Source organism: Streptomyces sp. NPDC005794 (assembly GCF_042871445.1).
Taxonomy (GTDB): domain Bacteria; phylum Actinomycetota; class Actinomycetes; order Streptomycetales; family Streptomycetaceae; genus Streptomyces.
On sequence record NZ_JBIAIN010000002.1, the window covers coordinates 1 to 21,577 of the forward strand.

The following is a 21,577-nucleotide window of genomic DNA, read 5'->3' on the forward strand; positions in this document are numbered from 1 at the left end:
GTTGATAGGCCAGATGTGGAAGCCCGGTAACGGGTGGAGCTGACTGGTACTAATAGGCCGAGGGCTTGTCCTCAGTTGCTCGCGTCCACTGTGTTAGTTCTGAAATAACGAACGGCCGTGTTTTGTTCCGGTGTTGGTTAATTTCATAGTGTTTCGGTGGTCATTGCGTTAGGGAAACGCCCGGTTACATTCCGAACCCGGAAGCTAAGCCTTTCAGCGCCGATGGTACTGCAGGGGGGACCCTGTGGGAGAGTAGGACGCCGCCGAACAATTATTCCGGGAAAGCCCCGTGCCCTTGTGGCACGGGGCTTTTCTGCGTTCACAACCCCTCTTCCCGTACCCCTGTGCATCGGTGCTCGTACGGTGAGGGTAGGGTCAGGGGGCATCATTGGCACATTTTTCACAGGAGGCCCTCGGGTGGAGGTCCAGGAGACTCGAGTTCAGACGGACCGAGTACTCACCATCCCCAACATCCTCAGCATGGCTCGTCTCGTCGGCGTACCGCTCTTCCTGTGGCTGATTCTTCGCCCCGTGTTCGGTGGGCCCAACAGCGACGGCTGGGCCCTGCTGGTTCTGATGCTGAGCGGGGTCAGTGACTACCTTGACGGCAAGCTCGCCCGTCGCTGGAACCAGATCAGCAGTCTCGGCCGGCTCCTGGACCCGGCTGCTGACCGCCTCTATATTTTGTCGACCCTCGTAGGGCTCACCTGGCGGGAAATCCTGCCGTTCTGGCTGACGGCGGCGCTCCTCGCCCGTGAGCTGATGCTCCTCGTCATGGTCGGAATCCTGCGCCGGCACGGCTATCCGCCGCCCCAGGTGAACTTCCTCGGGAAAGCTGCAACATTCAACCTGATGTACGCCTTCCCCTTGTTGCTGCTCAGTGACGGAAGTGGTTGGCTTGCTTCGCTGGGCACCATTTTCGGATGGGCGTTCGCCGGGTGGGGTACAACCCTCTACTGGTGGGCAGGGATCCTCTACGTGGTCCAGGTCCGCCGTCTGGTCAAGGCGGATGAAGTAGCCGATTAGCTCGTTCACCTGGCGCCGTGCAGAGTCGCCGGCCCGCACCGGATAGTTGTGGTGTTGCCCCGACGGGTGAAGTCGGCTAGACCGTCGTCTCTTCAAGGAGGACGTTTCCGACATGAAGGCCGTCGTGATGGCAGGCGGCGAGGGCACACGCCTTCGCCCCATGACCTCAAGCATGCCCAAGCCGCTCCTGCCCGTGGCCAATCGGCCGATCATGGAGCATGTGCTGAGGCTGCTCAAACGGCACGGGCTCAACGAGACCGTGGTGACCGTCCAGTTCCTCGCCTCCCTCGTCAAGAACTACTTCGGCGACGGCGAAGAACTCGGGATGGAGCTCAGCTATGCCAATGAGGAGAAGCCCCTCGGCACCGCGGGAAGCGTGAAGAACGCCGAGGAAGCTCTGAAGGACGATACCTTCCTGGTTATTTCCGGCGATGCCCTCACCGACTTCGATCTCACGGACCTCATCGCCTTCCACAAGGAGAAGGGCGCACTCGTCACGGTGTGCCTGACCCGGGTTCCGAATCCTCTCGAATTCGGTATCACGATTGTGGACGAGGAAGGAAAGGTCGAGCGCTTCCTCGAGAAGCCGACCTGGGGTCAGGTCTTCTCGGACACCGTGAACACGGGCATCTACGTGATGGAGCCCGAGGTCTTCGACTATGTGCAGGCCGACACCTCGGTGGACTGGTCCGGTGACGTGTTCCCGCAGCTCATGAAGGACGGCAAGCTGATCTGCGGCTACATCGCGGAGGGCTACTGGGAAGACGTGGGCACCCACGAAAGCTACGTGAAGGCACAGGCCGACGTGCTGGAGCGCAAGGTCGACGTCGAACTGGACGGCTTCGAGATCTCTCCTGGGGTCTGGGTCGCGGAAGGCGCGGATGTCCACCCCGACGCCGTACTGCGCGGGCCGCTGTACATCGGCGACTACGCCAAGATCGAAGCAGGCGCCGAGATCCGCGAACATACCGTGGTGGGGTCGAATGTCGTCGTGAAATCCGGGGCGTTCCTGCACCGGGCGGTGGTGCACGACAACGTCTACATCGGTGAGCACAGCAATCTGCGTGGCTGCGTGATCGGCAAGAACACCGACATCATGCGGGCAGCCCGCATCGAGGACGGTGCCGTGATCGGCGACGAGTGCCTGGTCGGGGAAGAATCGATCATCCAGGGCAATGTCCGGGTCTATCCGTTCAAGACCATCGAAGCCGGCGCTTTCGTCAACACCTCGGTGATCTGGGAGTCGCGCGGCCAGGCACATCTCTTCGGTGCCCGCGGTGTCTCCGGCATCCTGAACGTCGAGATCACGCCGGAGCTCGCCGTCCGGCTCGCCGGAGCGTATGCGACGACGCTGAAGAAGGGCGCGACGGTGACCACCGCGCGTGACCACTCCCGTGGCGCGCGTGCACTGAAGAGAGCGGTCATCTCCGCGCTGCAGGCCAGCGCCATCGACGTTCGCGACCTGGAGAACGTGCCGCTGCCGGTGGCCCGTCAGCAGACCGCGCGGGGCAGTGCCGGCGGCATCATGATCCGTACGTCTCCCGGCGTGCCGGATTCGGTCGACATCATGTTCTTCGACGAGCGGGGAGCCGATCTCTCCCAGGCGCGGCAGCGGAAGCTGGACCGGGTCTACGCCCGTCAGGAGTACCGCAGGGCCTTCCCCGGGGAGATCGGGGATCTGCACTTCCCGTCGAGCGTCTTCGACTCGTACACGGGTTCCCTGCTCCGTAACGTCGATACGGCGGGCATCGCCGACGCGGGCCTCAAGGTGGTCGTGGACGCCTCCAACGGCAGCGCCGGGCTTGTTCTTCCCAGCCTCCTCGGACGCCTCGGTGTGGACGCGCTGACCATCAACCCGGGGCTCGACGAGTCCCGGCCGACCGAGTCCGTCGAGTCCCGGCGTGCAGGGCTGGTCCGCCTCGGCGAGATCGTGTCGTCCGCGCGGGCCGCCTTCGGGGTGCGGTTCGACCCTGTCGGTGAGCGGCTGTCCCTCGTGGACGAGCGCGGCCGCATCATCGAGGACGACAGGGCACTGTTGGTGATGCTCGACCTCGTGGCTGCCGAGCGGAGAAGCGGACGCGTGGCCCTGCCGGTGACGACCACCCGCGTCGCCGAACAGGTAGCCGCGTACCACGGAACGCAGGTCGAGTGGACGACCACGTCACCCGACGATCTGACCCGGGTAGGCCGCGAGGACACCACGATCTTCGGCGGTGACGGCCGCGGCGGCTTCATCATCCCCGAGTTCAGCAGTGTCTTCGACGGTGCTGCGGCCTTCGTCAGACTGATCGGCCTCGTGGCCAGGACACAGCTCACCCTCAGCCAGATCGATGCCCGTATCCCGCGCGCCCACGTGCTGCGCCGCGACCTCGCCACGCCCTGGGCGGTCAAGGGGCTCGTCATGCGCCGGGTCGTGGAGGCTGCGGGCGAACGCAGCGTGGATACCACGGACGGTGTGCGGGTGGTCGAGACCGACGGCCGCTGGGTGATGGTGCTGCCGGACCCGTCGGAGGCGGTCACGCACCTGTGGGCAGAAGGGCCCGACGACGCCTCGGCCCAGGCGCTGCTCGACGAGTGGGCGGCGGTCGTCGACAGCGCGGGCGACTGAGCAGGTGACCGTCGGTCCGGAAGCCGTGCCGCACGGCTTCCGGACCAACGGTGGGGCCATTCGGCGGCAGCGGGCATGACGTGCGACGATGTGCGGCATGTCGCAGCCGCCCCCCGATCGGAGTAGCGCTCCGCCGCGTCCTCGCCCGGACGCGTCCATGTCGCTGCTGACCACCGTGATGGAACACAGCCTCGACGAGGGATACGCCGAGGCCTCGGCACGTCGCCGTGCCGAGGGCAGCGACGGCATGCCGCGCACGCTGAAGGCGAAGCTGGGTCTCGCCGCGGGCTTGGTGCTGGCCGCCCTCGTGGTGACGCTCGGAGCCGCCGAGGCACAGGTCGCGGCGCCCGTCGTGGCCAAGGAACGCGAAGAGCTCATCGACCGGGTGAACGCCGAGACCTCCACGGCGGACACGCTCGAGGCGGATGTCGAGAAGCTGCGCAAGGACGTCGGCGAGCGGCAGCGTAAAGCACTTCAGAAGCATGGCGGGGACCAGGGCGGCCTGGTGGCGTTGTTGTCCGGTGCCACCCCGGTCGAAGGCCCCGGAATCAAATTGGTCGTGGACGACGCGGAGGACACCGACCAGGGCGGCGGCGGGCCCCGTGAGTCCACCGGCTTCGCCGACACCGGGCGGGTACGTGACCGGGACATGCAGCGTGTGGTGAACGGCCTGTGGCAGTCCGGCGCCGAGGCGGTCTCCATCAACGGGCAGCGGCTCACGGCGCTCTCCGCCATCCGCGCGGCGGGCGACGCCATACTGGTCGACAACAGGCCGCTCGTGCCGCCGTACACGGTGCTGGCGGTGGGGGACGGAAAAAGGCTCACCACCGCCTTCCAGGACAGCGCTGACGGCCAGTATCTTCAGGCGCTGCACGAGAGCTTCGACATCCGCACCAGCATCTCCGAGCAGGAGAACGTGCGTCTTCCGGCCGCGCCGAGCCTGATCGTACGTACAGCAGAGCCTCAGGCCGCAGACACGGGCAGTGGTGCGGCAGACACAGGGAAGGGCACATCGTGATCGCCGTACTGGGCCTCGTCGTGGGAGTCGTGGTCGGACTGTTGGTCCGGCCCGAAGTGCCGGCGGTGGTCGAGCCCTATCTGCCGATCGCCGTGGTGGCCGCGCTCGATGCCGTCTTCGGCGGTCTGCGGGCGATGCTCGACGGCATCTTCGTGGACAAGGTCTTCGTGGTGTCGTTCCTTTCGAACGTCGTCGTGGCCGCGCTGATCGTCTTCCTCGGTGACAAACTGGGCGTGGGAGCCCAGCTGTCCACCGGCGTGGTGGTCGTGCTCGGCATCCGGATCTTCTCCAACGCCGCGGCCATCCGCCGGCACGTCTTCCGGGCGTGAGGCCGATGAGTAACGAACAGAACCCGAGCAGCGGCCGGAACCACGGCGGGGAACCCGCCGGGGCGCTCCCGGCCGAAGCTCCCGCACCGGAACCGCCCCCGACGGCCCGGTCCGAGGAGGTCTCCGGCCGTCAGCGGCTCCGGGCCGGCCTCTGGCCGCCCAGGGTCAGCAGGGCCCAACTGATCGTGGCGCTCCTGCTGTTCGTCCTCGGTCTGGGTCTGGCCATCCAGGTCAGGTCGAACAGCGACAACAGCGCCCTGCGCGGTGCCCGCCAGGAGGACCTGGTCCGTATCCTCGACGAGCTCGACAACCGCACCCAGCGCCTCGAGGACGAGAGGCAGCGCCTCGACGACCAGCGCACGGAACTGGAGAACAGCTCCGACCAGGCGGAGGAGGCGCGCAAGCAGACGCTCGAGAAGGAGCGGCAGCTCGGTATCCTGGCGGGTACCGTCGCGGCGCACGGCCCAGGCATCACGCTGACCATCGGTGACCCGAGCGGCGCGGTGGAGGCCGACATGCTCCTGGACACCATCCAGGAGCTGCGAGCCGCGGGTGCCGAGGCGATCGAGATCAATGGTGTGCGCGTGGTGGCCAATACATATTTCTCCGGTGACGGGGGAGATCTGAGAGTTGACGGCCGGAAGATCAAGGCTCCCTTCGTGTTCGAGGTCATCGGCAAGCCGCAGGACCTGGAGCCGGCTCTGAACATCCCGGGGGGTGTGGTGCAGACGCTCGTGGGGGAGCAGGCCACAGCGGAGGTGGCGCGCGCCGACGACATCGTCGTGGACGCCTTGCGACCGGCGAAGCAGCCTGATTACGCTCGGTCCTCGACCCAGTGAGGCGGGGGTGCGCGGTGTTCGAAGGACACGGCCGGCAGGTTGCGGGGGGTCGGCGCAACAGATCGGTGACGCGTGGTGGAAACTGTCGGGTGGATACGGACGTTGTGAAGATGTCCGGGTCGGCAGGTGTGTTCATTCAGGGTTCGTCCTGCCCCACGGGCGGGTCTATTTCGGTCAAGGGGAAACGCCCGTGAAGTTGTTTGCGAAGTTGTTCGGAAAGAGCGCCCGTGAGGACAGCAACAGCGCTGCCCGCCACCGCGCTCCGCGTCAGGGTGCCGAGGAGCAGGGCTCGGAGCGCCCGCTCTTCCGCGACGAGGTCCAGGGTGCCGCCGGCGGGTCCGGCGCGTCGTCCGTCGACCCCGGAGGTGCAGGACGCATAGGTTTGGGTGGAGGGTTCGTCCCCGCTCCGGAGGGCTCGTCCATGCCGGTTTGTACGAGGTGCGGCCATCGCAACGCCGAGGCCAGCCGTTTCTGTTCCAACTGCGGTTCGCCGTTGAGGGGTGGAGTGCCCGAGCGTCCCTCGGAAACCACCTCGACCATCTCGATCTCCGGTATCGAGGCGTACGAGGCCGAGGCGACGGGCCAGACCGCCCTTCCCTCGCTCTCCCCGGAGGCACAGGCGGCCGTCGACGCCCTCCCGGCCGGTTCCGCGCTGCTGGTGGTCCGGCGTGGCCCGAACTCCGGCAGTCGCTTCCTGCTGGACGGTGACCTCACGACGGCCGGCCGTCACCCGGAGGGCGACATCTTCCTCGACGACGTGACGGTGTCGCGGCGTCATGTCGAGTTCCGCAGGAGCCCGGAGGGTAGTTTCACCGTGGGCGACGTCGGCAGCCTCAACGGCACCTACGTCAACCGCGAGCGCATCGATTCCGTCGCGCTGACCAACGGTGACGAAGTCCAGATCGGAAAGTACCGGCTGGTCTTCTACGCGAGCCAGCGGGGCGTGTGACCTCCCTCGGACTTCGTCCGAGGGGACCCTCAGGAAGGTCCATGCTGCGAACACCCACAGGCGGTGCCGGTAACGGCACCGCCGCCGCAGGCGAGCGCGCGATGAGCATCGGCACGGTGCTTCTGCAACTGCGCGACGAATTTCCCGAAGTCACCATCTCCAAAATCCGCTTCCTGGAGGCGGAAGGGCTCATCGAGCCTCAGCGGACGCCGTCGGGCTACCGGAAGTTCAGCCCTGCCGACGTCGAGCGGCTGTCTCAGGTGCTGCGCATGCAGCGGGACCATTACCTGCCGCTCAAGGTCATCCGTGAGCACCTGGAAGCCCTGGCGCGCGGTGAACAGGCGGTGCTGCCGGCCGGCGGCGGGCAGGGTGAGCCCGTCGACGCCTTCCGCGACCAGGGTCCAGGGCAGGCCACCGCCGCCCGTATCGGACGCTCCGAGCTCCTGGCCGCCGCTGGGGCCAGCGAGGAGCAGCTCGACGAGTGGGAGTCGTACGGGCTGATCGTGGCCGTCTCCGGGGGCAGCTACGACGCCGAGGCGGTGACCGTGGCGCGTCTGGTGGCGGACCTGGGCAGATTTGGCCTGGAACCTCGGCATCTGCGGGCCGTGAAGGCGGCTGCGGAGCGCGAGGCGGGGCTGGTCGAGCAGGTCGTCGCACCCCTGCGTCGGCACCGGAATCCGCAGACCAGGGCCCATGCGGAGGCCACCGCGAAGGAGCTCGCGGAGCTCTCCGTCCGGCTCCACGCCGCGCTCGTGCAGAGCGCTCTGAAGGCCGGCTTCCACTGAGGGCGGAGGAGCCCGACTATCCAAACATGGCGGGCACGTCCTAGGGTTGCTGTGTGAACGAGCTCGACGTTGTGGGTGTCCGGGTGGAAATGCCCTCCAACCAACCGATCGTGCTCCTGCGTGAAGTGGGAGGCGACCGGTACCTCCCTATTTGGATCGGCCCTGGGGAAGCGACCGCGATCGCCTTCGCCCAGCAGGGCATGGCTCCGGCCAGGCCGCTGACCCATGATCTCTTCAAGGATGTGCTCGAGGCGGTAGGCCAGGAGCTCACCGAGGTCCGCATCACGGACCTACGTGAAGGGGTCTTCTACGCGGAGCTGGTCTTTGCCAGTGGGGTCGAGGTGAGCGCGCGGCCGTCCGACGCCATAGCGCTCGCCCTGCGCACCGGTACGCCGATCTACGGCAGTGACGGGGTGCTGGACGACGCAGGCATCGCCATCCCGGACGAGCAGGAGGACGAGGTGGAGAAGTTCCGCGAATTCCTCGACCAGATCTCCCCGGAGGACTTCGGCACCAACAGTCAGTGACCGTCCCGCGGCGGCAGTGTCAGCGCATCCGACAAGCCGTTCCCCGGAATCAGTCACGGGAAACCACTCTCAGGGTGATTATCACTCGGCGTGCCGAGTGTGGCGATCGTTGACGCACCCCCGGTGACTGCCTACCTTCGAGGTGGCAGGTCAAGGACGGAGGTCGGCGTGAGAAGCAGCGGCGACGGTACGGTCGCGGGTGGGCCGTATCGGCAGCACGGTAGTGCGGCCGACCATTCCATCAGACAGCCGGTTCAGCCGGCGGTGGTGGCGGCGGACGGTGTGGCAGTGGCAGGGGACATCGGCTATCGGGGGCCGACAGCGTGCGCGGCGGCCGGGATCACCTACCGTCAGCTCGACTACTGGGCGCGCACGGGACTCGTGGAGCCGAGCGTACGTCCGGCGTGCGGGTCGGGGACACAGCGTCTCTACAGCTTCCGGGACGTGGTTCTCCTCAAGATCGTCAAGCGGTTCCTGGACACGGGCGTCGCTCTCCAGAACATCCGCACCACCGTGCAGCACCTCAGAGCCCGTGGATTCACGGATCTCGAGCGGATGACCTTGATGAGTGACGGGGCGACGGTCTACGAGTGCTCCTCGCCCGACGAGGTCGTGAATCTGCTCCAGGGCGGTCAGGGCATTTTCGGTATCGCCGTCGGCGTCGTCTGGAAGGACGTCGACGCGGCTCTGTCCCAGCTTCACGGGGAGCGCGTCGACACGGGGGAGACCCTGATCGGGCACAATCCCGCTGACGAACTGGCACGGCGGCGCAATCGCGCGGGCTGAGGCACCAGGGCGGGACGGCGTGGCTCGGGTGCCGGGCGGGGCGGTTGTCAGTGGCGTAGGGCAGCATCGGTCCATGTGAGAGTCGCGCCTACCATCCTGCATCTGGACATGGATGCCTTCTACGCCTCCGCGGAGCAGGCGGCGAAGCCCAGCCTCCGCGGTAAACCCGTGGTGGTGGGAGGTCTGGGGATGCGCGGCGTGGTCGCCACCGCTTCGTACGAGGCGCGGCGACTCGGCGTGCATTCGGCGATGCCCATGGCACAGGCCAGGCGGCTCGCGCCCAACGCCGCTTATCTCGTCCCGCGTTTCGCGCTCTACCGGACGGTGAGCGACCAGGTGATGGAGCTTCTCGGGCGGCTGTCACCTCTCGTCGAGCCGCTCAGCCTGGACGAGGCCTTCGTCGATCTGGAGGCCGGGGGCGTCGCCGACGACTCGGCCTCCGCGCGGGCGATCGGTGAGCAGCTGCGCACCGTGATCAGGGGCGTCACGGGACTCAGCGGTTCCGTCGGCCTGGCCGGCTCCAAGATGCTGGCCAAGATCGCCTCCGAGGAAGCGAAACCGGACGGACTGCTGCTGATCGAACCCGGCACCGAGCGTGAGCTCCTGGCACCCATGTCCGTGCGCATTCTCCCGGGTGTGGGGCCCGCAACCGGCGACCATCTCCGGCGCGCCGGCATGACCGTCGTCAGTCACCTCGCCGAGGCGGGCGAGGCGGAGCTCGTGCGGCTGCTGGGAAAGGCGCACGGCGTCGCGCTCCACCGCATGGCAAAGGGCTACGACGACCGTCCCGTCGTCGCCGAACGGGACGCCAAGTCCGTGTCGGTGGAGGACACCTTCGACGTGGACCTGCACGACCGGGTGCGCGTCAGGGCGGAGGTGGTGCGGCTCGCCGACCGCTGTGTGCAGCGACTGCGAGACGCGGGGCGGTCGGGGCGGACCGTCGTCCTCAAGGTCCGCCGCTTCGACTTCTCGACGCTCACCAGGTCCGAGACCCTGCGTGGCCCCACCGACGACCCCACGGTGGTCAGGGAGGCCGCCGCGCGCCTTCTGGAGGCCGTGGACACGACCGGCGGCGTACGACTGCTCGGGGTGGGTGTCACGGGGCTGGCGGACTACACACAGGAGGATCTCTTCGCTCAGGCGGCCGACGCGGAGCACGCCGCCGAGGAGGCAGCGGCGGCCGACGCCCCGGACGAGGGGGAAGGCACGGTGGAGGCGGCGGCAGGTGCGGAGGCCCGGGCGAGCGAGGAGCCGCCGGCCTCGCGGCGCTGGCAGGCCGGGCACGACGTACGGCACGACGTCCACGGCCACGGTTGGGTGCAGGGGAGCGGCGTCGGCAGGGTCACCGTGCGCTTCGAGGAACCGGGGACGCCGCCCGGCCGGGTGCGTACGTTCCGTATCGACGATCCTGAGTTGCAGCCGGCCGATCCGCTTCCCCTGGTGCGGGACCCGGTGGACTACTCCTCGTGGCCGGCGAGCTTGCCGAAGTCCCTGTCGGGGTCCGTCCCGGCGGAGGGAGAGGGGGAGGTGTCCAGCCCGTAATGACGGTAGAGCTGCAGTTCCTGCTCGGGAGACAGATGGCGGCCCACGCCGAAGTCGGGCGCGTCCTTGATCAGGGCCCGGTCGAAGGGGATCAACAGCGAACCGTCGACGAACTCGCTCGGCTCCAGCGGGACGAACGCGTCCCTGGTGAAGAGACCGGTGCGTACGGCGGCCCATTCGGGCAGGCCGGTGGCGTCGTCGAGATAGACCTCGTCCACCGTTCCGATCTTGGCACCTTGACGGTCGAAGGCCTTGCGGCCGATCAGGCTGCGCGGATCGATGTCGGTCTGCACGGTGCCTCCCACTGGTCACGACGGCATCAGGTGGTCGCGGCTGCTCCACAGGCACTACGAAAGGCCAGATCCGGGATGTCGGCCACTCGAGACGGCCCGCTCCGGCCTCGCTGGTAGGCTGGAACACGGCTGCTGACCCTGTGCGGGAGAGTCCTTCGGAGCGATCCGGAGGCGCCGAAGGAGCAACTCCTCCCCGGAATCTCTCAGGCCCCCGTACCGCACGGACGAGGTCACTCTGGAAAGCAGGGCGGGATCCGTACGGCACGAGCCGCCACGGGCACCTCCCTCACCGACGGTGAAAGCCGGTATGCCCCAGGGCGTGCCGGTGAAGCTCTCAGGTCGAGATGACAGATGGGGAGGCCGTTCGGGCAGCCACGCCGTGGCGCCCCTCGCAGGTCGTGACAGACCAGGAGGCCTCCACCATGACCCCCCGTCGCACTCCGCTCTCCCAGCTGGAGCAGGGCATTCCGTTCGAGCAGCGCCACATCGGGCCCGACGCCGAGGCCCAGGCGAAGATGCTCGCGCAGGTCGGCTACGGCTCCCTCGACGAGCTCACCGCCGCCGCGGTGCCCGACGTGATCAAGAGTGCCGAGGCGCTGAACCTCCCCGCGGCCCGTACCGAGGCCGAGGTCCTGGCCGAGCTGCGCAGCCTCGCCGACCGCAACCAGGTGCTCGCACCGATGATCGGGCTCGGCTACTACGGCACGTTCACCCCGCCGGTGATCCTTCGCAACGTCATGGAGAATCCCGCCTGGTACACGGCCTACACGCCGTATCAGCCGGAGATCTCCCAGGGCCGGCTCGAGGCCCTCCTGAACTTCCAGACGATGGTCGCCGACCTCACCGGGCTGCCGACCTCCGGTGCCTCGCTCCTCGACGAGGGGACGGCCGCTGCCGAGGCCATGGCGCTGGCGCGACGGGTCGGCAAGGTGAAGGACGGCGTCTTCCTGGTCGATGCCGACACCCTGCCGCAGACCATCGCGGTGATCGAGACCCGCGCCGAGCCGACCGGCGTCGCGGTCGTCGTCGCCGACCTCAGCGACGGCATCCCGGCAGAGGTCGCCGAGCGCGGCGTCTTCGGTGTGCTGCTCCAGTACCCGGGCGCCTCCGGTGCCGTGCGGGACATCAAGCCCGTCATCGACCAGGCGCACGAGCTGGGCGCGATCGTGTCCGTCGCCGCCGACCTGCTGGCGCTCACGCTGCTCACCTCGCCCGGTGAACTGGGCGCGGACATCGCCGTAGGCACCACGCAGCGTTTCGGCGTCCCGATGGGCTTCGGCGGACCGCACGCCGGCTTCATGGCGGTACGCGAGAAGTTCGCCCGCAGTCTGCCCGGCCGTCTCGTCGGGGTCTCCGTCGACGCGGACGGCGACAAGGCCTACCGCCTGGCCCTGCAGACCCGTGAGCAGCACATCCGTCGCGAGAAGGCCACCAGCAACATCTGTACCGCACAGGTGCTGCTCGCCGTCATGGCCGGTATGTACGCCGTCTACCACGGACCTGAGGGACTGCGGACGATCGCCCGGCGCACCCACCGGTTCGCCTCCGTCCTGGCCGAGGGCCTCCGCGCCGCCGGGACCGAGGTCGTGCACGACACGTACTTCGACACCGTCACGGTCCGCGTGCCGGGTACGGCGGCCGACGTGGTCGCCGATGCGCGTGAGCGCGGGGTGAATCTGCGCCTCGTGGACGCCGACCACGTCTCCGTCGCGTGTGACGAGACCACCACCCGCACCCGGATCGCCGCGGTCTGGGCGGCCTTCGGAACCGGTGGCGACATCGAGGCGCTGGACGCCGAGGCGGCCGACGTGCTGCCCGAGGGGCTGCTGCGCACCGATGCCGTCCTCACCCACCCGGTGTTCCACCAGCACCGCTCCGAGACGGCGATGCTGCGCTACCTCCGCAAGCTCGCCGACCGTGACTACGCGCTGGACCGCGGCATGATCCCGCTCGGCTCCTGCACGATGAAGCTGAACGCGACCGCCGAGATGGAGTCGATCACCTGGCCCGAATTCGGAGCGCTGCACCCCTTCGCGCCGGCCGAGCAGGCACAGGGCTTCCTCACCCTCATCCGTGAGCTGGAGGAGCGTCTCGCCGAGGTCACCGGTTACGACGCCGTCTCCATCCAGCCCAACGCGGGATCGCAGGGCGAGTTCGCCGGCCTGCTGGCCGTGCGCGCGTACCACCGGGCCAACGGGGAGCACGGGCGCACCGTCTGCCTGATTCCGTCCTCCGCGCACGGCACCAACGCCGCGAGCGCCGTGATGGCCGGTATGAAGGTCGTCGTGGTGAAGACCGCGGACGACGGCGAGGTCGACATGGAGGACCTCCGGGCCAAGATCGCGAAGCACCGCGACGAGCTCGCCGTCCTCATGATCACCTACCCCTCCACGCATGGCGTCTTCGAGGAGCACGTCGCGGACATCTGCGGCGAGGTACACGACGCCGGCGGTCAGGTGTACGTGGACGGTGCCAACCTCAACGCGCTGGTCGGTCTGGCCAAGCCGGGGCATTTCGGTGGCGACGTCTCCCATCTGAACCTGCACAAGACCTTCTGCATCCCGCACGGTGGCGGCGGTCCGGGTGTCGGCCCGGTCGGGGTGCGCGCCCACCTGGCGCCGTACCTCCCCAACCACCCCCTCCAGCCCGCGGCGGGCCCGGAGACCGGCGTCGGCCCGATCTCGGCCGCTCCGTGGGGCTCGGCGGGCATCCTGCCGATCTCGTGGGCGTACGTACGCCTCATGGGGGGCGAGGGGCTGAAGCGTGCGACGCAGGTCGCCGTACTCGCGGCCAACTACATCGCCAAGCGCCTCGAACCGCACTTCCCGGTCCTGTACAACGGTCCGGCCGGTCTGGTGGCGCACGAGTGCATCGTGGACCTGCGTCCGATCTCCAAGGCGACCGGCGTCAGCATCGACGACATCGCCAAGCGGCTGATCGACTACGGCTTCCACTCGCCGACCATGTCGTTCCCGGTGGCCGGGACTCTGATGATCGAGCCGACCGAGAGCGAGGACCTCGCTGAGCTCGACCGGTTCTGCGACACGATGATCGCCATCCGCGGCGAGATCGAGAAGGTCGCCTCCGGCGCCTGGAGCGCGGACGACAACCCGCTGCGCAACGCCCCGCACACGGCTGCGGCGCTCGGTGGCGAGTGGGACCACGCCTATACCCGCGAAGAGGCGGTCTTCCCGTCCGGCGTCACGCCTGCGGACAAGTACTGGCCGCCGGTACGCCGGATCGACGGCGCGTACGGTGACCGCAACCTGGTCTGCTCCTGCCCGCCGCTGGACGCGTACGACCAGTAGGGAACGCGGATACGCGTCGGGGCCGGTGCGGAGACTTCTCCGGGCCGGCCCCCGTGTCCGGTCAGCAGTGGTCAGGCAGCCTTCATCACCTGGCCGCTCTTGAGCGGGCGGTGCGGGGCGATGATCTGCCCGTCCGGAAGCAGCTCACCGGTGTCCTCGAAGAGCAGGACGCCGTTGCACAGGAGGCTCCAGCCCTGTTCCGGGTGGTGGGCCGTCAGGCGTGCGGCTTCCCGGTCGTTGGAGTCGGCGGTCGGACAGGGTGGTTTGTGCTGGCACATGGGTGGGTTCTTTCGCTGCGTTGAGTCGAGTGTCCTGCGGCTGGACGATGTGTTCATGGCCGCCCCCGTATCAGTCGGTCCGGTCCCAGTGTTGCCCTGTGGGCGTCTCTCTGCAGGGATTTCGCGGCAGCCGCTGTTCTCCTCCCACGCCGCATCACCCGGCCGGACGGTTCAATCCAACTCTGCTGTCCGTTCGGATGGTTCGGGGTGACCTGACCTGACTAGTCCGGACGGGCACGGGCGCGCCCCCGCCGAACAGCTCGGCAGGGGCGCGTGAGGAAGGGGGGTCAGGCCGGCGACCCGAGGAGACCGGGAACCCCGGGAACGTCCGGAAGGGGTGTCGGGGTGACACGCAGCGTCATGACCGGGAGCAGATCCGCGACCCGGTGCGGGCGGTGTGCCGTGATGCCCGGGGGAGCGGGTGCCAGGGGCACCAGCACATCGGTCGGTGCGAGAGCACCGCTGCCCGCGTCGGCCTCGATGTCGTGGTGCAGCCACAGCGTGAACATGTACAGCTCGGGCACCGACAGCAGACGCGGCTGGTAGGGCGTCGTCGTCGACTCCGCCTGCCGTACGGCGAGTTCGGTGGAGGCGATGTAGGGACCCTCGAAGAAGTGCGAGAAGGTCCAGCCGTCGGCGGTGAGCATGGTGTCCGCGGCGGCGACGGCGCGCCCACCGCTGCGGATCAGGAAACGCCATCCGGCGAGGCGGGTGCGCGGTGCGGCCTGGTTCGGCACGATCCGGTCCAGTACGTGGACGGGAAGCGGGAGTTCGGGGCTCAGCGATCCCTGGACGGAACGGAGAGCGGGCGTGTGGGCCTCGCGGACTGCGGTGGGAGAACCGAGTGCCGCGAGAACGCTGCGGAGTGCGGGCGCTGGGGCCGGGGAAACATGCAGCGGCATGGTGGGTTGCCTCTCACTTCGGAGACACGGTGATGCGTGGGCGGGTGCAGACGGCGCTGTCGGCGTGCGGGGCCAGAGGAAGGCCGGTGACGGGACGACCGGCCGGTGCGTCAACTCTCTGCCTCGTTCGCAGAGTTTATACGACAAATGTTCACGCGATGTTTCAGCTAGCCGTTCCACATATTATACGCAAGGTGGATTTGAGCCTTTGAATTGCGCGGTTTCTGTGGATTCGAGCCGCTTCCGGCCCCCGCCGCCAGCTATTTTCTCGATGCGGCGGTAGGCTGAAACTCATCGGTGTTTCCGCCGTGTGCCTCGATCACGCACCCTGCATATGCCACATGCCTTCGGAATGTGCCTCCGGCTTCAGTCATCAGACTACCGGGTGCTCGTGGGTCGTGGGGGCGTTACGGATCATCTCGTCGGGGCATTATCGATCGTGATACGAGCGGCCCTGTGCCTCGGGCCGTCCACTCGAGGAGGGAACCTTCGATGGGCGAAAAGGTCGTGGCGGGCGCCTTTGCCCCGTCCGATCGGCAGGCGTACCGCGAGAAGCTCACCCAGTGCCTGACCGGGCTGGAGAGGCTCCTGTCGGAGCGGAGGTTCGATCGTCCCAGAAATCTTATGGGACTGGAGATCGAGCTGAATCTCGCGGGTTCGGACGGCATGCCGAGGATGCGGAATGCGGAGGTGCTCCAACGCATCGCCAGCCGGGATTTCCAGACGGAACTGGGGATGTTCAATCTGGAAGTAAATATTCTTCCCCACCGGCTGAGCGGCCGGGTATTCGATCAGCTGGCCGAGGAGTTGCGCACAGGGCTGGCATATGCACACCGGAAGGCGGCGGAGGTCGACGCCGGGATCGTGATGATCGGCATCCTGCCGACCCTCGGACAGGACGACGTCGTGCCGGCGAACCTGTCGGACGTCGACCGGTATACGCTCCTCAACGACCAAATGGTGGCCGCGCGCGGCGAGGAATTCGCCCTCGATATCGAAGGTGTCGAGCGATTGATCTCGACCTCTGCGTCGATCGCCCCGGAATCGGCGTGTACGTCGGTCCAGTTGCACCTGCAGGTGACACCGGACCGCTTCGCGGACGTCTGGAACGCGGCTCAGGCCGTCGCGTCCGTGCAGATCGCCCTCGGGGCCAACTCTCCCTTCCTGTTCGGAAAGGAACTGTGGCGGGAGTCGAGGCCACCGCTGTTCCAGCAGGCCACGGACGTGCGGCCGCCCGAACTGCGGAATCAGGGAGTGCGCCCCAGGACCTGGTTCGGGGAGCGCTGGATCAGCTCGGCGTACGAGCTCTTCGAGGAGAACGTGCGTTACTACCCACCTCTGCTGCCGATCTGCGACGAGGAGGATCCGCTTCGGGTCCTGAACGAGGGTGGTGTGCCGGCACTGGCCGAACTCGTCCTGCACAACGGCACGGTCTACCGGTGGAACCGCCCGGTGTACGGGCTGGCCGACGGTGTTCCCCACCTGAGGGTGGAGAACCGGGTCCTGCCCGCCGGCCCCACGGTCGTCGATGTGATCGCCAATGCGGCCTTCTACTACGGCCTGGTGCGCGCGCTCGCCGACGAGTCCCGGCCGGTGTGGTCCAAGCTGCCCTTCGAGGCGGCAGCCGAGAACTTCGACGCCGCCTGCCGCCACGGGATCGACGCCGAACTGCTCTGGCCGCGCCCCGGCCGCTCCGGCGGCGTGGCGAAGGTGCCAGCCGTCAAGCTCGTACGGGACGAACTGCTGCCCCTCGCGGCCGCCGGGCTCGACGCCTGGAACATCGAGCCCTCGGACCGCGACCGCTACCTCGGCGTCATCGAGGAGCGGTGCAGGCTCCGTGTGAACGGCGCCTCCTGGCAGGTCGACACGTATCACCGTGCCCTGGAGGCCGGTCTCGAACGGGAGGGCGCGCTGGCAGCCACCACCCGGCGCTACGGCGAGCTGATGCAGGCGGGTGAGCCGGTGCACACCTGGCCGGTCGGCTTCCCCGCCCCCTGAGGAGCGGGCTGCCCCGTGTCCCGCCGCCCCGGCCCCGTCGGGCAAGCTATGACGACGCATGGCTGACGGCAGGTGTACAGGTGGAGGCGGGGCGCGTGGCTGATTCCAATCCTCACGAAGGGGTGTCCCGGCGGACCCTCCGGTCGGAGACGCTGCTCGTGCTGGCTCTCTCACTCGGGGCCAGTGGGGTTTCCGCCCTGATCAGCTTCATCGGGTCGCTGACGAAACCGGGGGGCCTCAAGGACCAGGCGGCGACGCTGAACGGGTCGTACGCCCCCGGGCGGCCGTGGCTGGACCTTGCCTGGCAGCTGTTCGGCATCGCGACGGCCCTGGTACCCGTCGCCCTGGTGGCGCATCTGCTGATGCGGGAACGGGCCGGTCTGCGGACCCTCGGTCTCGACCGCACCAGGCCCTGGCCGGACCTCGGCCGGGGCACCCTGGTCGCGGCGGGCATCGGCAGTGCGGGACTGGCGTTCTATCTGGTTGCGCGGGCCGCGGGATTCAACCTGACGGTGGTTCCGGAGTCACTGCCCGATGTGTGGTGGAAGTTTCCGGTACTGATCCTCTCCGCGGTGCAGAACTCGCTCGTCGAGGAAGTCATCGTCGTCGGCTATCTGCTGCGCCGGCTGGGGCAGTTGGGATGGACGCCGATGGCCGCCCTGGTGGCGAGCTCCGTGCTGCGCGGTTCGTACCACCTGTACCAGGGGATCGGCGGTTTCATCGGGAACATGGTCATGGGCGTCGTCTTCGTGCTGCTGTACAGGCGCTGGGGGCGGGTCGGGCCGCTGGTCGTCGCACACGCCCTGCTCGACATCGGGGCGTTCGTCGGCTACGCGCTGCTCGCGGGAAGGGTGGACTGGCTGCCCACCCCGTGAGCAGCCGGTCCCTCGCGTGGAAGTGGCGGCCCGCTCCCGGCTCATTCACAGCCCGGTGAGCAGCTCCCCGTCGATCACCGTGACGGCCCGGCCGGTCAGCAGTGTGCGTTCGCCGCGCAGCGAGGTGCGGACCAGGCCCGAACGGGCGGAGGCCTGGAGGCCGATGAGGTCGTCGCGGCCGAACCTGGCCGACCAGAAGGGCGCCAGGGCGGTGTGCGCGCTGCCGGTCACCGGGTCCTCGTCGATGCCGACCCGCGGGAAGAAGCCGCGCGAGACGAAGTCGTACCCGCCCGTGGGGTCCGTGGCCGCCGCCGTGGCGATGACGCCCCGCCGGGAGCAGGCGCTGAGCGCGCGGAAGTCCGGCCGCAGGGCGTGTACGGCCGCTTCGTCGGCCAGTTCCACCAGGAGGTCGCCGATGCGTTCACCCGTGTCGTGGAGGGAGACGGGCGACGCGCCGAGCGCCTCCGCCAGCCCCGGCGGGGCGGGCACCGGCGTCAGCGGCGCCGTCGGGAAGTCCAGAGTCAGGGTGCCGTCGGCGTGGGCGGTGGTGCGCAGGATGCCGGAACGGGTGGCGTAGCGCACCGTACCGCTCGCGGTTCCGGTGGTGTGCAGGACATGGGCGGTGGCCAGCGTCGCGTGCCCGCAGAGGTCGACCTCGGTGGCGGGGGTGAACCACCGCAGCGCCCAGTCGGCCTCCCCGTCCGGCGGCAGGGGGTGGGCGAAGGCGGTCTCCGCGAGATTGACCTCGGAGGCGACGAGCTGGAGGCGGTCCGCCTCGGGGAAGGTGCCGGAGTCCAGGATCACGACTCCGGCGGGGTTGCCGGTGAAGGGGCGGTCGGCGAACGCGTCAACGATGCGGATCTTCATGAAGCCGACCGTAGGCGGGGCTGTTCCACGCGGTCCAAGGCCAATCCTGGATGCGCGGCCCGTCAGCGCCCGGCTCGTACGCGCCTGGGGTCGAGGTGGAGCTCGTACGCGGTGTAGCACTCGCTGATCCTCGTTCCCACCGCGGTGCCACAGGGGCAGAGCTGGTTCAGCCCGTTCTCGCCGTGCAGCCCGCAGCAGCCCCAGTGGCCCCCGTCGCGGTCGGTGCACAGCTCCGGTGCGTCGTCGCAATGCAGCACGATCGTGTCGCGCGGGCCACCCGACATCAGGAAGCCGGCTCCGTCCGGAGGTGATGCGCAGGGGCCTCCGGGAAACATCGCGACGGGTTCGTCGGTCAGCAGGAACGGAGGTCCCCAGGGCTCTGGATCGAGAGCGTAGAACCCCCTGGGCACGGTGGCCGGCGCCCGCCGGATCCCGTCGGGCCCGACCCGGCCGTCGAATTCCGGCCCGCTCGGCATCTCCGACAGCTGTACGTCCTCGGTCAACGGACCTGAGCAGGCGGCACACACGAATACGGTCACGACTCTTCGGGCTTCGTGGCCAGGAAGGTGCAGACCGTCCTCTTCGTCCCTTCGTCCGGCTCCTGCAGCAGACGCGCGGTGACGACGAGTCCGGCCTGGGCCAGGAGGGTGGCGATCCGGTCCGGCGGCACCAGATGGGACTCGTAGGACACCGGATGGCCCCCGTACGCCCGCGTCGGGCGCAGGAGTTCGTCATCGCCCACGTAGCCGGCCGTCATCAGGTGACCCCCTGGCGCGCGCCGAAATCCTGCGAACACGGCGGGCAACAGCTCCGGTGGCGTGTGATGGGTCGAGTAGTAGGCCAGGATGCCGCCGAGCTCGCCGTCCCGGATCGGCGGCGCGGTCATCGAGCCCACGGCGAAGTGCAGGCCAGGAAAGGCCCGCCGAGCCAGCTCGATCATCTTCGGGGACAGGTCGATGCCGAGGACGGACAGCCCCAGGTCGGCCAGGTGTGACGTGACCTTGCCGGGCCCGCAGCCCAGATCTGCTACCGGTCCGCGCCCGGCCGTCCGCACGAGTTCGGCGAACGTGGCCAGCATCGCGCGCGACAACGGGTCCAGATCCGCAGGGGGTTTGACGACGGCCGCGTAGTCGGCGGCCACGGTGTCGTACGACTCCCGGACCGCGGCGAGGTAGGAGGACTCAGTCATGCGGGTGACCTTAGGGCCTCTGGGACGGGCCTTGCTGCGCGATAGTTTCCGATATATCGTTGAGGCATCGCGACCGTTCAATGAAGAGTCGCGTAATCACGATGAGAGGAGCGCGGTCATGCGTTCACATGGAAACGACCATGGACACGGCCCCGGGTGCCGAGGCGCCGGCAGGGGAGACTTCGAAGGGGGCCGTGCCGCGTTCGGTCCGTTCGGACCGCCCTTCGGCGGCGGGCCCTTCGGTGGCGGACGCGGCCGGGGAGGCGGCCGGGGGAGGGCCAGGCGGGGTGACGTACGCGCGTCCATCCTCGCGCTGCTCAAGGACCGCTCGATGCACGGGTACGAAATGATCCAGGAGATCGGCGAGCGCAGTGGAGGGGCCTGGAAGCCCAGCCCCGGCTCGGTGTACCCCACCCTCCAGCTGCTGGAGGACGAGGGCCTGATCATCAGTGCCAGCGAAGGCGGGAAGAAGCTGTTCACGCTCACCGACCTGGGGCGCGGCGAGGCCGAGTCCGGCCCCGACGCCCCTTGGGAAGAGGCGGGGCGCGGTGTCGACTGGGAGGGTGTGAACGAGATCCGGCAGGCCGGGTTCGGTCTGATGGAGGCGTTCGGCCAGGTCTGGAAGACCGGCTCGGCCGACCAGCGGCAGAAGGCCCTCACGGTGATCAACGACGCCCGTAAGAAGCTGTACCTGATCCTCGCCGACGACTGAGCGGTGCGGTACGCGCGAACGGAGAAGGGCCCCGTCCAGGGGCCCTTCTTCTGTGCGTCGTGTATGCCGCCGAACCGCCACGTATGGCGTGATCTCATCCGCAAGGATGAGGGATCCCCCTTCGGTCCCCGCCTTTCGCGGGATGCCGGATGGGCCGCAACGGGGATGTTTTCGCTCCTTGGGGCTGATGAGGTGGAGATGTGCGAATCCGGACGTCAGGGATCCCCGAACAAGCCCCGCCGAACCACACGCGGGCCGGTTCCGGGCTGAGCGCCGCCATGACCGGTGTCGTGACCGGTGCGCGCAGGCGGGCCGTGCGTGACGGCGACAGGCATGTCGACACGGCTCATCTCCTGCACTCCCTCGTCGAGTCCGACCCCGAGGTCCGGGAGGCCTTCGACGGTGGGCCCCAGCTGGCCAAGGTGCTCGGGTACCTCGTGCAGCGCAGCATCGGATACGGCCTTCGCTGGCAGGGGACGCAGGAGGATTCGGGCGCGTTCCCGGCCGTGCGGGAGCCCGCGGGTGAAGGGTGGTCGCCTTCGGCGGTGGCGGCGCTGGAACGTGCCGCCCGTGCCGCGCTCCTGCGCGGGGAGCTCCACGCCGGCGGCCTCGATCTGCTGGCGGCCCTGGTCGCGGATCCTCGGTGCCGTGCGGTCGAGGTGCTGGAGCGGGCAGGGGTCGCAGCCGAGTGGCTGGCCGCCCGCGCCGCGGACAGGACGGCGGCGCGGGCCCCGCAGGGGTGATCA

General features: G+C 68.6%; 21 protein-coding genes, 1 rRNA gene and 1 riboswitch. Of the genes, 16 read left to right on the forward strand and 6 right to left on the reverse strand.

All coding sequences use genetic code 11. From position 1 onward, the window contains the following. Window positions 1–152: 152 nt before the first annotated feature. From rrf to ACFYQ5_RS02570, 11 genes are all read left to right on the forward strand, one after another. Window positions 153–269, forward strand: a 5S ribosomal RNA gene (gene rrf, locus ACFYQ5_RS02520). Window positions 270–417: 148 nt separating this feature from the next. Then, the gene (locus tag ACFYQ5_RS02525) at window positions 418–1,026 is read left to right on the forward strand and encodes a CDP-alcohol phosphatidyltransferase family protein (protein ID WP_389191988.1); all 609 of its coding nucleotides are present in this window, start codon (window positions 418–420) and stop codon (window positions 1,024–1,026) included. Between the two features lie 112 nt (window positions 1,027–1,138). After that, window positions 1,139–3,634, forward strand: a complete 2,496-nt coding sequence (locus tag ACFYQ5_RS02530) for a sugar phosphate nucleotidyltransferase (protein ID WP_389191991.1) — start codon at window positions 1,139–1,141, stop codon at window positions 3,632–3,634. 97 nt (window positions 3,635–3,731) lie between these two features. Then, window positions 3,732–4,652, forward strand: a complete 921-nt coding sequence (locus ACFYQ5_RS02535; protein WP_389191994.1) for a DUF881 domain-containing protein — start codon at window positions 3,732–3,734, stop codon at window positions 4,650–4,652. Next, window positions 4,649–4,981, forward strand: a complete 333-nt coding sequence (locus ACFYQ5_RS02540; protein WP_003970459.1) for a small basic family protein — start codon at window positions 4,649–4,651, stop codon at window positions 4,979–4,981. Before ACFYQ5_RS02535 ends, ACFYQ5_RS02540 begins: the two co-directional genes overlap by 4 nt. Before the next feature lie 5 nt (window positions 4,982–4,986). After that, window positions 4,987–5,820, forward strand: coding sequence for a DUF881 domain-containing protein (locus tag ACFYQ5_RS02545; RefSeq protein ID WP_389191997.1), 834 nt, complete (start codon window positions 4,987–4,989; stop codon window positions 5,818–5,820). A 190-nt stretch (window positions 5,821–6,010) separates the two neighbouring features. After that, entirely contained in the window at window positions 6,011–6,769 is a 759-nt protein-coding gene (locus tag ACFYQ5_RS02550; protein WP_389192000.1) for an FHA domain-containing protein, read from the forward strand. A 41-nt stretch (window positions 6,770–6,810) separates the two neighbouring features. Further along, the gene (locus ACFYQ5_RS02555) at window positions 6,811–7,554 is read left to right on the forward strand and encodes a MerR family transcriptional regulator (RefSeq protein WP_389192003.1); all 744 of its coding nucleotides are present in this window, start codon (window positions 6,811–6,813) and stop codon (window positions 7,552–7,554) included. A gap of 53 nt (window positions 7,555–7,607) precedes the next feature. Then, window positions 7,608–8,081 (forward strand): bifunctional nuclease family protein, encoded by a 474-nt coding sequence (locus tag ACFYQ5_RS02560; RefSeq protein WP_006123076.1) that lies wholly within the window; start codon window positions 7,608–7,610, stop codon window positions 8,079–8,081. A gap of 168 nt (window positions 8,082–8,249) precedes the next feature. After that, window positions 8,250–8,867 (forward strand): MerR family transcriptional regulator, encoded by a 618-nt coding sequence (locus ACFYQ5_RS02565; RefSeq protein WP_389192006.1) that lies wholly within the window; start codon window positions 8,250–8,252, stop codon window positions 8,865–8,867. Between the two features lie 75 nt (window positions 8,868–8,942). Continuing rightward, window positions 8,943–10,409, forward strand: coding sequence for a DNA polymerase IV (locus ACFYQ5_RS02570; protein WP_389192009.1), 1,467 nt, complete (start codon window positions 8,943–8,945; stop codon window positions 10,407–10,409). On the opposite strand, the gene ACFYQ5_RS02575 is transcribed toward ACFYQ5_RS02570, so the two are convergent. Beyond that, complete coding sequence (locus tag ACFYQ5_RS02575) at window positions 10,325–10,702, reverse strand: PRC-barrel domain-containing protein (RefSeq protein WP_389192011.1); 378 nt, start codon at window positions 10,700–10,702, stop codon at window positions 10,325–10,327. The two genes, ACFYQ5_RS02570 and ACFYQ5_RS02575, sit on opposite strands and share 85 nt — an antisense overlap. 133 nt (window positions 10,703–10,835) lie before the next feature. Further along, window positions 10,836–10,931, forward strand: a riboswitch (glycine riboswitch). A 193-nt stretch (window positions 10,932–11,124) separates the two neighbouring features. On the opposite strand from ACFYQ5_RS02575, the gene gcvP reads away from it, so the two are divergent. After that, window positions 11,125–14,010 (forward strand): aminomethyl-transferring glycine dehydrogenase, encoded by a 2,886-nt coding sequence (gene gcvP / locus ACFYQ5_RS02580; RefSeq protein ID WP_389192014.1) that lies wholly within the window; start codon window positions 11,125–11,127, stop codon window positions 14,008–14,010. A gap of 71 nt (window positions 14,011–14,081) precedes the next feature. On the opposite strand, the gene ACFYQ5_RS02585 is transcribed toward gcvP, so the two are convergent. Beyond that, window positions 14,082–14,288: a DUF5999 family protein gene (locus ACFYQ5_RS02585; RefSeq protein WP_389192017.1), complete on the reverse strand. Its 207-nt coding sequence runs from the start codon at window positions 14,286–14,288 to the stop codon at window positions 14,082–14,084. Window positions 14,289–14,575: 287 nt separating this feature from the next. Beyond that, window positions 14,576–15,190 carry a hypothetical protein gene (locus ACFYQ5_RS02590; RefSeq protein ID WP_389192020.1) on the reverse strand — a complete coding sequence of 205 codons (615 nt, stop codon included), beginning with the start codon at window positions 15,188–15,190 and terminating at the stop codon, window positions 14,576–14,578. Between the two features lie 492 nt (window positions 15,191–15,682). On the opposite strand from ACFYQ5_RS02590, the gene ACFYQ5_RS02595 reads away from it, so the two are divergent. Further along, complete coding sequence (locus ACFYQ5_RS02595; RefSeq protein WP_389192023.1) at window positions 15,683–17,188, forward strand: glutamate-cysteine ligase family protein; 1,506 nt, start codon at window positions 15,683–15,685, stop codon at window positions 17,186–17,188. A 95-nt stretch (window positions 17,189–17,283) separates the two neighbouring features. Further along, complete coding sequence (locus ACFYQ5_RS02600; protein WP_389192026.1) at window positions 17,284–18,063, forward strand: CPBP family intramembrane glutamic endopeptidase; 780 nt, start codon at window positions 17,284–17,286, stop codon at window positions 18,061–18,063. Between the two features lie 45 nt (window positions 18,064–18,108). Here ACFYQ5_RS02600 and ACFYQ5_RS02605 read toward each other — a convergent pair whose 3' ends face one another. The 3 genes from ACFYQ5_RS02605 to ACFYQ5_RS02615 form a co-directional block, all read right to left on the reverse strand. After that, a complete protein-coding gene (locus ACFYQ5_RS02605) occupies window positions 18,109–18,930 on the reverse strand; it encodes a PhzF family phenazine biosynthesis protein (protein ID WP_389192029.1) in 822 nt (273 codons plus the stop codon). Window positions 18,931–18,992: 62 nt separating this feature from the next. Further along, window positions 18,993–19,469 carry a hypothetical protein gene (locus ACFYQ5_RS02610; RefSeq protein WP_389192032.1) on the reverse strand — a complete coding sequence of 159 codons (477 nt, stop codon included), beginning with the start codon at window positions 19,467–19,469 and terminating at the stop codon, window positions 18,993–18,995. After that, window positions 19,466–20,119 carry a class I SAM-dependent methyltransferase gene (locus ACFYQ5_RS02615; protein ID WP_389192035.1) on the reverse strand — a complete coding sequence of 218 codons (654 nt, stop codon included), beginning with the start codon at window positions 20,117–20,119 and terminating at the stop codon, window positions 19,466–19,468. Before ACFYQ5_RS02615 ends, ACFYQ5_RS02610 begins: the two co-directional genes overlap by 4 nt. Before the next feature lie 118 nt (window positions 20,120–20,237). On the opposite strand from ACFYQ5_RS02615, the gene ACFYQ5_RS02620 reads away from it, so the two are divergent. Next, entirely contained in the window at window positions 20,238–20,831 is a 594-nt protein-coding gene (locus ACFYQ5_RS02620) for a PadR family transcriptional regulator (RefSeq protein WP_389192037.1), read from the forward strand. A 200-nt stretch (window positions 20,832–21,031) separates the two neighbouring features. After that, window positions 21,032–21,574: a Clp protease N-terminal domain-containing protein gene (locus tag ACFYQ5_RS02625; RefSeq protein WP_389192040.1), complete on the forward strand. Its 543-nt coding sequence runs from the start codon at window positions 21,032–21,034 to the stop codon at window positions 21,572–21,574. Window positions 21,575–21,577: the final 3 nt, after the last annotated feature.

Bases quoted from the DNA above. Each gene is read 5' to 3' on its own strand.
- ACFYQ5_RS02590 (WP_389192020.1), bottom strand. From the start codon at position 15,190: ATGCCGCTGCATGTTTCCCCGGCCCCAGCGCCCGCACTCCGCAGCGTT.
- ACFYQ5_RS02605 (WP_389192029.1), bottom strand. From the start codon at position 18,930: ATGAAGATCCGCATCGTTGACGCGTTCGCCGACCGCCCCTTCACCGGC.
- ACFYQ5_RS02530 (WP_389191991.1), top strand. From the start codon at position 1,139: ATGAAGGCCGTCGTGATGGCAGGCGGCGAGGGCACACGCCTTCGCCCC.
- ACFYQ5_RS02545 (WP_389191997.1), top strand. From the start codon at position 4,987: ATGAGTAACGAACAGAACCCGAGCAGCGGCCGGAACCACGGCGGGGAA.
- ACFYQ5_RS02620 (WP_389192037.1), top strand. From the start codon at position 20,238: ATGCGTTCACATGGAAACGACCATGGACACGGCCCCGGGTGCCGAGGC.
- gcvP (WP_389192014.1), top strand. From the start codon at position 11,125: ATGACCCCCCGTCGCACTCCGCTCTCCCAGCTGGAGCAGGGCATTCCG.
- ACFYQ5_RS02535 (WP_389191994.1), top strand. From the start codon at position 3,732: ATGTCGCAGCCGCCCCCCGATCGGAGTAGCGCTCCGCCGCGTCCTCGC.
- ACFYQ5_RS02585 (WP_389192017.1), bottom strand. From the start codon at position 14,288: ATGTGCCAGCACAAACCACCCTGTCCGACCGCCGACTCCAACGACCGG.
- ACFYQ5_RS02615 (WP_389192035.1), bottom strand. From the start codon at position 20,119: ATGACTGAGTCCTCCTACCTCGCCGCGGTCCGGGAGTCGTACGACACC.
- ACFYQ5_RS02555 (WP_389192003.1), top strand. From the start codon at position 6,811: ATGCTGCGAACACCCACAGGCGGTGCCGGTAACGGCACCGCCGCCGCA.
- ACFYQ5_RS02595 (WP_389192023.1), top strand. From the start codon at position 15,683: ATGGGCGAAAAGGTCGTGGCGGGCGCCTTTGCCCCGTCCGATCGGCAG.